The following is an 11,084-nucleotide window of genomic DNA, read 5'->3' as shown; positions in this document are numbered from 1 at the left end:
AGGATTTGAGAATAATTTCACGCAATTTATACTTGCTGGGCTGCTTTTCGCCTTTGATAAAACAGTCGCGTTGATAAGCAATTGCTGCATTGTACGACCAACGACAAGCAGCCAACCACCTTCTATAAACTAGCCTCAGATTTGTTTCCGGGTAAATCCGGATCTTCTTTGATTTTTTGTTTATATTTTCTGAGTCCGTAGAGCTTGGAACTGTTCGCCTTTGGCGTCGCCCCTTGGGCGAAGACATGGATAATTGCCAGGATGTCTTCAACAAACTCTCTTTCTGGAGATAAATCAACGCGGTTGAGAACCACGAGTTTGCAATTGTTTTGCTGGCAGATATAGTCAATGAGTTCAATTCCGAATCTTGCGAGCCTGTCTTTATAGCTGCATACAACTTGCTCGATATCTCCAGACAGAATTTGTCCCAGAAGGGCTTGTAAGTTTTTTCTTCTGTAGTTGAGTCCTGACCCGATTTCTTTAATGACTTCTCCATGCGGGAAGAGAGATTGAAGATAATCGGCTTGTCTATTAAGGTCGTCTCGTTGTTTATGGGAACTGACTCGGCAATAGAGAATGACTTTTCGTTTTTTGGTTGATTCTGGACTGAGTACGCTGTCAATGTCGTAACGTCGATGTCCAGCGGGAGTTCTAATTGTACGTATTTTTCCAGCTTTGTCCCAGTCTCTAAGGGTTTTCTCCGAGACCTGGAGAATTTGCATCGCTTCTCGCGGTGTAACATATCTAGTCATAAGTGCGTGGTTAATTGCCATCTCATCCTACCACGCACTTGGAGATAATTCCGGAAAAAACTATAAACTAGTACTTAATTAGTCTCCTAGTCGTAACGGTCTATCAGATTAACTTTGAAAACTGTAGTAAAAGCTTTCAGACCGTTGACAAAATTGAGCGATGAATCGCTCACTACGAAGCAAGCATTCCCAGTCAGAGACTGGGAACGAGAATTACAGTAACTTATCTGGTGTAATTGGTAAATCGCGGATGCGCTTGCCTGTCGCATGATAAACTGCGTTTGCCACAGCTGCCGCTACTCCAGTAATGCCGATTTCCCCTATACCTTTAGCACCGAGCGCGTTAACGTGCGGGTCTTTTTCTTCGACAAAATAAACTTCAATTGCCGGCACATCGGCGTTTACAGGGACGTGATATTCTCCCAAATTGGGGTTGACAATGCGCCCGAATTTATGGTCTGTGACAGTTTCTTCAAATAGCGCCATACCTAACCCCATAGTAATGCCGCCCATCATTTGCGATCGCGCTGTTTTCAAATTCAGCACCCGTCCCGTACCAAAAGCACCGACAAACCGCTTTACACGCACTTCCCCTAAGTCTCGATCGACACGCACCTCCGCGAATTGTGCGCCAAAGGAGTGCATTGAGTACTTTTTATTTTCTTCGTCAAACTGAACATCATAGTTAGCTTCCACCAACTTGAGATTTTGCCGCTTGAGTATATCTGCGTAACTTTCGCTTTTGCCTTTATCGCTTTTGACAAACATCCGCCCATCTTCAAAGGCGATTTCTGTATCCGGGATGTCGTAAAGAGGCGATCGCTTATCTGCACGTGCAATATCCAGTACTTTTGCCCGTGCAGCTTTTGTCGCGCCGGCAACTGCACTACCTACTGAGGCAACTGTCGCCGATCCGCCAGAAACAGGCGCATTCGGCATATTAGTATCACCGAGTTCAAATCGCACCCGCTCCACAGGCACACCCAACACCTCGGCGATGACTTGCGCCATTACTGTTGCCGTACCCGTACCCATTTCATGCGTACTGCTTTGCACAACGACGCTACCATCTTGCATAATTTTGGTTACGGCGCTGGCAGGAAAGCGATACACGGGATAGGTAGCTGTTGCCATGCCCATGCCAATTAAATAACGCCCATCGCGCATCGAACGCGGTGTGGGGTTGCGTCGCGACCAACCGAACTTCTCTGCGCCAAGCTGGTAACATTCCTTCAGCGACTTGCTCGACCAGGGCAGCTTTGTATCAGGATCTGTTTCCGCGTAATTACGCAAACGCAACTCAATCGGGTCTAATTTTAACGTGTAGGACAGTTCATCCATTGCTGATTCTAGGGCAAAAGTTCCCGGAGTTTCCCCAGGAGCACGCATAAATGTGGGTTGCCCTTTGTTAACCTTGACTACCCGCTGTGAGGTTTGCAAGTTCTCGGTAGCGTAGAGGATGTGCGTTGCCACGGTGAACGGTTCGACGAATTCACCCACCGCTTCAGAACATGTGTGAGAAATGCCTTTATGAGCGATCGCCGTCAAGCGCCCATCACGTTTTACCCCAAGTATAATTTGTTGCTCTGTTTCCGCTCGATGTCCAACATTAGTAAACATCTGCTGACGTGTCAAAACTAACTTCACTCCTCGTTTGACTTGACGTGCAGCAATGGCAGCAAGGGGAACGTGCGACCACATACTACCTTTACAGCCAAACGCCCCGCCGATAAAATGGCAGACAACACGCACATTTTCTTCCGGAATGCCAAAGCCGATCGCTAGAGCTTTCCGCTCACCAAATGTATACTGGGTTGCATCGTATACGGTGAGTTTATCACCCGACCACACAGCGGTTGTGGCGTGGGTTTCCATCGGGTTGTGATTTTCGGTGGGTGTGGTGTAGGTTTCTTCTAGCCGCACCTCAGCTTCAGCCAAACCTTGTTCTAAATTGCCGCGTGCGATGTCCGCTGGTCTGAACCCAACCTGTCCCATTGGCATAACCGCTTTTTCGCGCTCCATTTCGGTGACAAACGGTTGCTCATTGTAAGCGACACGTACCAAAGATGCAGCGTGGGTGGCACGTTCCAATGTATCGGCAACTACAACACCGATATATTGACCGTGGTGATATATATTGCCATCTATTAAGGGCACGCGGGCTTCGCCGGCGGCTCCTCTTTTGTTCATAGTTGGCATTTCTCTTAATTTGGGCGCGTTGAGGTGCGTGATAATCGCAATGACTCCGGGTGATTTTTCTGCCGCAGTTGTATCAATGCTTTTGATAGTTCCACGAGTAATAGAACTGCCAATTAGTACTGCGTGGACGAGATTTTCTAGGGGGAATTCAGCCGCGTAATGTGCCGCACCTGTCACCTTCAAGCGTCCATCAACACGGTTCATCGGTTTGCCAACTGCTTCAATATTCATACCATTTCTCCTACAGTCGTAAGTGCGCGGACGATCGCCCGTTTTGCCATTTCCACTTTGAATTTGTTGTACTTTTGCGGCTTTGCTTGTTGCACAATTGCTGTTGCTGCGGCTTTGAATGTTTCCTCATTCGGTTTGGCACCAACGAGAATTTTCTCAGCTTCGAGCGATCGCCAAGGTTTGTGGGCGACACCACCCATTGCGATTCGCGCCGCTTTGATAGTACCGTTGTCAATATCTAAAGCTGCGGCAACCGAAACCAAAGCAAAAGCATAAGAAGCGCGATCGCGTACTTTCAGATAATGCGATCGTCTTGCAAACGGTGAATCTGGCAAGTCAACAGACACAATTAACTCACCTTGTTGCAACACCGTATCAATCTCCGGTGTATCCCCTGGTAAACGATGAAACTCGGCGATAGGAATTGTACGTATGCCGTTCGCTCCTTGAACGCGGATAGTAGCATCGAGCGCCGCTAGTGCCACACACATATCAGAAGGATGGGTGGCAATGCATTTGTCACTCGCACCCAAGATGGCGTGAATTCTGTTATACCCTTCAATTGCCGCACAACCTGAACCGGGTTGGCGTTTATTGCAAGGCATTGATGTATCGTAGAAATAATAGCAGCGCGTTCTTTGCAGCAAATTTCCGCCGACTGATGCCATGTTTCGCAGTTGTGGTGATGCACCTGCAAGAAAGGCTTCGGAAAGTAAGGGATATCTCTCTTTAATCAGTTGATTATTTGCCACATCACTGTTTTTTGCCATAGCACCAATCCGCACCCCATCTGATATCACCTCAATCAAAGTTAATGGTAATCGCGTAATATCAACAAGCTGTGAAGGTTGCGTCACACCTTCTTTCATCAAATCAAGCAAGTTAGTCCCACCCGCGATGAACTTCGCTTGCTGATTACTTGCAACCGTTTGGATGGCTGCCCGTTCTTCTGTAACGCGGGTGTAAGCAAATGGTTTCATATTTAATTCCTCTGACAATAGCTCGAAAAGGGGAAAGGGAAGGAGTGGGGGAGTGGAGGAGTGGGGAGTGGGGGAGTGGAGGAGGGAAGGAGTGGAGGACAATTATTTCTCCCCATCCCCCCCTCTCCCCATCCCCCCCTCTCCCACTCCCCCCCTCTCCCCATCCCCCTCTTCAAAAACCCTATGCCTGAGAAGCGCGACACTCTTGCACGGCAGCGACGATACCGGGATAAGCACCGCAACGGCAAATATTACCGCTCATACATTCTCTAATCCCTTCATCGGATGTTGGGCATCCTTCTTTTAAAAGAGCTACAGCGGACATGATTTGACCGGGTGTACAATAGCCACATTGAAAACCGTCGTGCTTGATAAATGCCGCTTGTACCGGATGAAGTTCATCACCGCGAGCGAGTCCTTCAATCGTGGTAATTTCAGCGTCATCGTACATTACGGCTAGCGACAAACAAGAATTAATTCTGCGTCCGTCAGCCAGCACAGTGCAAGCACCGCATTGTCCGTGGTCGCAACCTTTTTTACTACCAGTTAAACCGATGTATTCTCGTAGAGCATCAAGTAGGGTGACACGCGGTTCAATTTGCAAAGTGTGTGCTGTACCGTTGACTCGCAGCTTTACGCTGAGAGTATCTGATGTTTGCGGTGTTAGGTTGGGAACTTTGATTGGAGCTTGTGCCATAGTAATCCTCCTTCCAAAATTAGCGATCGCAGCTGCTACTGTACTTACAATCATCAATTTACCTAACCTGCGACATCTGAGCCTAAGCTTCATCTATATTGCTCCAAAATTCAGTTTATCTTGGGTAGAAATACTGGCTTATCCCTGGTAAAATTCGATTGCTTATACAAAGCTGCCTGTTGTTACGGTCAAATTTCTTAAAATGTACTTATTATCACAATACAAGTTCATCTGCCTATAGTCTCTCTGTCGCAAGATTGATGCCAAAAGTATTATGTATTGGTTTTTACTGTCTTTTCATCTTGTGCATTTACGCAACAATAACGTATCGGAGCTAATAATATAGTGGTTCTCACTTGCGTCAAATACATTCTCATCGTAGGGACAATTCATGAATTGTCCCTACTGCGTTCGCCCTGGTATTGCATCCAACACCAAAACCGCTATAATTGCAATACCAAGTGCCACTACAATGCAGGGCAAGTAGTTGGAGTTAAGCTTTGAGGCGTAGTGTTACCAGCAGCGATCAACGTCACCTCCCCTTTGTCGTTAATTACCCAACCAGTAGCAGGCACAATTTGATTTGGCAACTTCGAGCCACTTACTTTAGTTATTCTCCCCCTCTCCCCCAGCGTCACCCAATTGACAGTTGCAGTCTGATTACTACGCAGTGCTTCACTTGGTAAAGGTGGTAAACCCCCACGTCCAGTGATTGTAAATACATCGCCTCGACTTGCTGGGCAAGCTTGGGCAATTAAACGACTTTGGTCAACAACATCGCTGGATAATTCTACTAATCCAGAGGTGGGGTCTATATTGAATGTATTGATTTGCACATTCCCACTTAAGGAAGGATTTGCCCCGGTAGCCGTGATGTCACTTTCTTGAGTAGGTGCATTCCGGAACTGAGTACCAAAAATACCAGAGGCATTGATAGTTACATTTCCGCCCTGAAAATTAGCAGAATTCGCACTGATATTGCTATCTTCTCCAGGCACGGCGACGATGAAACCATTTTTGGCATCGATGTTGATGTTGCCGCCTGTGATATTGTCGCCTCTGGCGTTGGTGGTGATAGCACTGCCTCGGCGCAATATTAAATTAGGAGAGTGGAGGTTGATATCTCCCTTTCCTCCTGTGGTATCAGCCGTGATTTTTCCTTGATTGTCTAGCAACACGATACCAGAGGTAATCTCTAAGTTACCTGCTTTCCCTGAGCCAGTACTGCTCACACTAACTTCTGCCCCATCCCGGACAGTCAATTTATTAGTATTAATTCTCAAATCGCCAGCACTACCAGAACCCTCGCTTGTAGCTAGCAAGGTACTGGGAACAATCTGACCATTCCCATCGATACCGTTGCCAGTCACTGTCACATAATTTGAGGCATTTATATCTAACTTCCCTGCCTGACCTGTACTACCGTTAATCGCAGCAGTTGAGATGCTTGCACCGTCTTGGACAAGCAAACGCTGCGTGTTGATTATTAAGTTTCCTGCGTTACCTGTGGCTATTGTCAGTCTACTCATGTTGGTCTCAGCAACCAGACCACTAGGTAAATTCCTCGTCTCTAGTACGGATCGACCACTGGCTTCTACAGATTCAGAAGCATCTATTGTCAAAGTCCCTGCATTACCTGCACCACGGGTACTAGTTAATATTCGCCCTCCATCACGGAGAATCAATTTCCCGGTGTTAATGTTGACTGTTCCAGCATCCCCAGCATCATTGTTAGTACCGAGACTCTGAGTTCCTAAGCTTGTAATCAATCCATTACCCAGTAACTGCACAGATTCAGAAGCATGCACTGTTATCTTCCCTCCCGCTCCAGAACCATCGCTAGACGCATCAACTAATCCACCATTACGAACAATCAACCGTTTCGTTTCAATTTTTATCTCACTCGCAGCTCCGCTTCCCACAGTCCCAGTAGCTAACTGGCTGTTACTTACTTCTACAGATTCAGATGCTTTGATTACCAGAGGTTGACCTGGTTTCTGTCCCGTAGTCACCCCCACTACTTGTGAACTGTCAGCGATCGCAATATCTCTGCCATGCAACTGAATAGCCCCATTGCCTTCACCACTTGTATCAACAATAGCTTTTTGAGATACTTGAATATCTTGGAAGTTTTGCACCCCTTCATATCCAAATGCCCAGCCTTCGGAAATTGGATTCAGGCTGACGAGACTATTAGGGGCAACACTCCCTAAGTCAATTCGTCCTGCTGGTGCTTCCAGTGTGCCACCCTTTATTAATACATCACCACCCAATAGAGCCAAGGTTTTACCAGGCAGACGTAGCGTAGACCCCTCGATTTGAATCGGTTGAGCAATTTGCCCAAATTGCAAACCGATGGGAACACTTACAGTTAGTAGTGGTGGTGTTTGGAGATTAGTAGCACTAAATTGTGTGCCATCAGCAAAGATGAAACTACTGGCTGTACTCGCGACGAAAGAGCCATTAACGTTTACTAATGAGGCATTCGGACCAAAGATAATGCCATTGGGATTAATCAGAAAAAGGTTAGCAGAACCGTTGGTTTGGAGTAAGCCATCTATATTAGATATTGAGCCACCCGTCACCCGGCTAATAATGTTTTGAACATTCAAGTCATTAGTAAAGGAAGCCGATCCACGCGTGGGTACAGACAATTCTCTAAAACTATGAAAAAGATTGTTTCCAACTCTATTTCCATTAATAATAGTAAAGTCGAGATTATTGGTGGTTAAAACCTCAGTAGATAAAGTTCCATCTGAGGTAATTTGTGCCTGAATAAGATCGGTTTTGGTTAGAAAGCATAAAAACCCTAAACCAGCAATCCACAAATAGTTAGTCCGCTTTCTCATAAATCCTTAATAAAAATTAAATTCAGTACAAATTACCTGTTTATAGTTAACTAGGCAAAAGTTTTATCAAAACACTGTTTATCTACTTTTGCCTAGTTTATTATTGAGCTATTTTACAGACTGCAAAACAATGGTAATTATTATTCCCTATATATCTCCAATATCCCCAGCCGCCATCTGGACATTGAACGCACACGTTCCAGATTGATGTCGTCGCTTCCATGTCCAGAAACGGAACTTTAACGTTTTCTTGTGATGTTGAATTTGCTTTGTTTGTATCTCGCGGGATTTTAGCGGCTTCTACCTGAATCGATTCGCATGTGGTAACAGTTTTAAATTTCGTCTCCTCAGCCCTAGCAATGGAGCTAAACATCAACAAAAATGATAAAGCGAAAGCGATGACAAGAGAAATTTTGCGTTTCATGATTTATCTGGTTGGTAGACACACTTAAGTTTTTTTCTGATATTCGTACCTGCTGTTTCTCCTCTGATAATGCTAGTATTTCCCTGTTAAGTCACAAAGAATTAACTGAAAGCATTTCATCTAATATGAAATTGAAATAAACAGCAGTACTAAGCGTTTCCAACTTAAATTGGAGAAAACGCTATTTCATCGCCAAGAAAATCCAATTTTTAGCCTTTTCTTGAGTATAGGACTTACGCATTTACATAAATTTGATTGTATGCATAAACCCTTACTTGATTTGCAGCAACAGAAGTTAAGTATGAATTAGCTTTCCTTCTCTATTCATAATAGGTGTAAACATTATCAAATTATGCAGTTTTGGAAGAAAAATGGAAAAAATTGCCACTATCCTCGCCAGTTCAATCAAGAAGACTGAGTGTAGTGCCGCTGATACACGTAAGTGTCTCTTTGTAAAGTGCGTAAGTCTTAGACTATACCGTTATTGTCACCCAATTTGATTATTAAATTGTAATCGAAAGAAAGATATATTTTCTCTCTTGAGATAGATGCCAAAAAAGTCACGATAGTTCCCAGGTAATAACTGTGTTTGAAATTACCGGACTTTGGTTTCTAGATTTTTTAGTTTCTAATAAAAAATAAGGTTTCAAACCTTAATTAAATCGAAGTTCCAGCATTTGGCGATTATTGTTTTTTGAGAGTGATGAAACGGACTTACATTAGATAATATTCAAAGCGCTGCCGCAGTTGTTCAACTGTCAGATTCTGAGTTAAGTATTCTACCAAAGCGTGACCAAATGCCCAAGCGTTACGCTCTGGATCGGCTTTATTTTCCAGCAGCAACGACCACAAAGATAGTAAATCAAAGTTGCGTGAATTAGCGTTGTCAAAACTCAAAAGCGAGAAAAGCTCATATGCCATTTGCAATTTGCCAATTACTACAGGTAACTGTTCTACGGGAATTTTCTCTGTTAGCAGATATGCTAAATTAGGCGATCCGGTTGAGAGGGTGGAAATGAACTGAAGGACGGGACTTTTGAGTAATGCAGTCAGTCCTTGAGTAGTCGCCATTTGAAAGGTATAATTGTCAATGATTTTCGCAGCAGCGACGGTGCGGGCTTCTAAGTTACGCAAAAAGCGAGCCAGACGCTGTTGTTTAGCTGGAGCGATCGCTTCCATCAATCCCAACGATAGCGCGTCCACACCCCAAGCAACGCGATTTGTTTTCATATCACCGGTGACGACAGGTAAAATGAAATCGCAGAATTCACCCAGAAGTTGAGCGCGATATTCAGTAGCTTGACGAATCGCAACTTCCTTTGGGCGATCGCCTGACTCCCAATTTAATGGTGGCTCCCACTCGCGAATCGGACGCAAACGATCCACCTGAGTGACAACTCCAATCATCGGTAAGTCGGCAATATCTGCCTTCATATCTGCGAGAAAATCTACATCCATTTGCAGAGATGGATCGAGCGCGGGTGTAACTAACAGCAGTAAATCGGCATTTTTGGCATAATCCAGCACCAATTCCCGAAAGTCGGTACGGTTGACTTGTTCATAACCTGGTGTATCCCAAAGCGTTAGGGTTTCGCCGGTTTTGCTTTTCCATTGATAATTCTTCAGGCGATCGGTACTGGGTAACACATCGACGGCAGCGAGTTCGGCTTGAAACAACGTGTTAATCAAGCTGCTTTTTCCCGAACCGGTTCGCCCTGCAAGTAGAATATTGACAGGTTTTTGCTCAACTGCGGCAGGGGGTTCAGCAGATTCAAGAATTTCTCGTAAAGTTTGAGTTTTCGTCTTTGGTAGCGTCGGTGTCGGCAAAGCTTCAAAAGCTGGTATCGTCGTACCTCCGTAAAGGGCTACAGCTCGCTGACATAAGCTTCTCAGGGCAGTTTCCCGCAACATTTGACTCAAATTGCCCAAAAGTTGTTCATTTGCCCGGTTACTGTAACCTTGACTGGCTTTTTTTGCGATTGCTGTCACCGGGTTTAACAGCCACTGTGCCCAATTGAATGCCCGCATAAGTTTACGCGCAGATGGTTCCAATTTCTGGTATACTTCATATGCTTGGTATGCTTGTCCAATTGTGACTTGATTCAAAGCGGGGGATAATTTCTGCATCCAGCGATCCACATCATCCAGCGTTCCCCGAATTAGCGCGTAAGCTTGGGGAACGTAAATGTTGAGTAGCGGATATTTTACTTCCGGATGATAGATTTGGGAAACTGCGACAACTAAATCCTGACATCGTTGCCAAAAGGTTTGCCAGTCTTCCCAAATCGGGCGATCGCTTTGGGCAGTATTAAGAATTTCTTGTAATATCGCTTCAGTTTCCTCAAGCGTGGTTGTATTATCTGCCACAGATTTCAGTTCTTTATTTACCTCTGTGACAACGGCTTCTATTTGCGTTAGTTGCGGTTGAGTCCATTTTACTAGTAGAATACGCCAGCCGACAAACACCAGCGTGAACACAGCCCAAATCCAGTTAATCCGCCACTCGTGGATTTGCAAACCTGCGGATACAAGTAAGAAAATGATGATAAAAGCGATCGGCGTTGCTAAAATTACCCATTGCCACAGTTTTAAGCGTACCATTGCTTCATGCCTACCTGAAAAATTTCTAATTCGCGCCCGTATCTACTTGAGGGGATTTAGAAAGAACGATGTAACAGGAATGCTTATAGTCAGCACCGGGTACAAACCCTCTTTAATTATGAATTATGAATTAATAATTATTAATTAGGTTGATTAAACTTCTTCTACGGCTATTTTGCAATACAACAAGCATTTCAACTTAATTGCTGCCAGAACGTCTGTACGAAAGGCACGGAGTAGGAGTTTCATGTTTGGAACTCGGAGTTTCGTGTTTGGAACTCGGAGTTTCGTGTTTGGAACTCGGAGTTTCGTGTTTGGAACTCGGAGTTTCGTGTTTGGAACTCGGAGTTT

Annotated in this window: 9 protein-coding genes; 1 reads left to right on the top strand and 8 read right to left on the bottom strand. The window is 44.9% G+C overall.

The annotated features are described in order from the left end of the window. The 4 genes from AABK37_RS37000 to AABK37_RS36985 form a co-directional block, all read right to left on the bottom strand. A partial coding sequence (locus AABK37_RS37000) for a hypothetical protein (RefSeq protein ID WP_432556432.1) occupies positions 1-139 on the bottom strand: 139 nt, incomplete at its 3' end. Continuing rightward, the gene (locus AABK37_RS36995) at positions 123-752 is read right to left on the bottom strand and encodes an IS607 family transposase (protein ID WP_432556431.1); all 630 of its coding nucleotides are present in this window, start codon (positions 750-752) and stop codon (positions 123-125) included. The genes AABK37_RS36995 and AABK37_RS37000, both read right to left, overlap by 17 nt. A gap of 213 nt (positions 753-965) precedes the next feature. Continuing rightward, positions 966-3,182: a xanthine dehydrogenase family protein molybdopterin-binding subunit gene (locus AABK37_RS36990; RefSeq protein ID WP_432556430.1), complete on the bottom strand. Its 2,217-nt coding sequence runs from the start codon at positions 3,180-3,182 to the stop codon at positions 966-968. Continuing rightward, positions 3,179-4,162 (bottom strand): FAD binding domain-containing protein, encoded by a 984-nt coding sequence (locus tag AABK37_RS36985; protein WP_432556429.1) that lies wholly within the window; start codon positions 4,160-4,162, stop codon positions 3,179-3,181. Before AABK37_RS36985 ends, AABK37_RS36990 begins: the two co-directional genes overlap by 4 nt. On the opposite strand from AABK37_RS36985, the gene AABK37_RS36980 reads away from it, so the two are divergent. Beyond that, positions 4,153-4,353 carry a hypothetical protein gene (locus AABK37_RS36980; RefSeq protein WP_432556428.1) on the top strand — a complete coding sequence of 67 codons (201 nt, stop codon included), beginning with the start codon at positions 4,153-4,155 and terminating at the stop codon, positions 4,351-4,353. The genes AABK37_RS36985 and AABK37_RS36980 overlap by 10 nt on opposite strands. Here the strand turns inward: AABK37_RS36980 and AABK37_RS36975 are convergent. The 4 genes from AABK37_RS36975 to AABK37_RS36960 all read right to left on the bottom strand — a co-directional run bounded on the left by AABK37_RS36975 (position 4,344) and on the right by AABK37_RS36960 (position 10,733). Next, the gene (locus AABK37_RS36975) at positions 4,344-4,952 is read right to left on the bottom strand and encodes a (2Fe-2S)-binding protein (protein ID WP_432556427.1); all 609 of its coding nucleotides are present in this window, start codon (positions 4,950-4,952) and stop codon (positions 4,344-4,346) included. The two genes, AABK37_RS36980 and AABK37_RS36975, sit on opposite strands and share 10 nt — an antisense overlap. A gap of 374 nt (positions 4,953-5,326) precedes the next feature. Further along, on the bottom strand, positions 5,327-7,708 hold the full coding sequence (locus tag AABK37_RS36970; protein ID WP_432556426.1) for a filamentous hemagglutinin N-terminal domain-containing protein: 2,382 nt from the start codon (positions 7,706-7,708) through the stop codon (positions 5,327-5,329). 100 nt (positions 7,709-7,808) lie between these two features. After that, positions 7,809-8,132 (bottom strand): hypothetical protein, encoded by a 324-nt coding sequence (locus tag AABK37_RS36965; RefSeq protein ID WP_432556425.1) that lies wholly within the window; start codon positions 8,130-8,132, stop codon positions 7,809-7,811. 714 nt (positions 8,133-8,846) lie between these two features. Beyond that, positions 8,847-10,733 (bottom strand): GTPase family protein, encoded by a 1,887-nt coding sequence (locus tag AABK37_RS36960; protein WP_432556424.1) that lies wholly within the window; start codon positions 10,731-10,733, stop codon positions 8,847-8,849. Between the last annotated feature and the right edge of the window lie 351 nt (positions 10,734-11,084).

The organism is Tolypothrix sp. VBCCA 56010 (assembly GCF_050875635.1).
Taxonomy (GTDB): Bacteria; Cyanobacteriota; Cyanobacteriia; order Cyanobacteriales; family Nostocaceae; genus Hassallia.
This window is presented reverse-complemented; position numbering and strand designations above follow the sequence as displayed.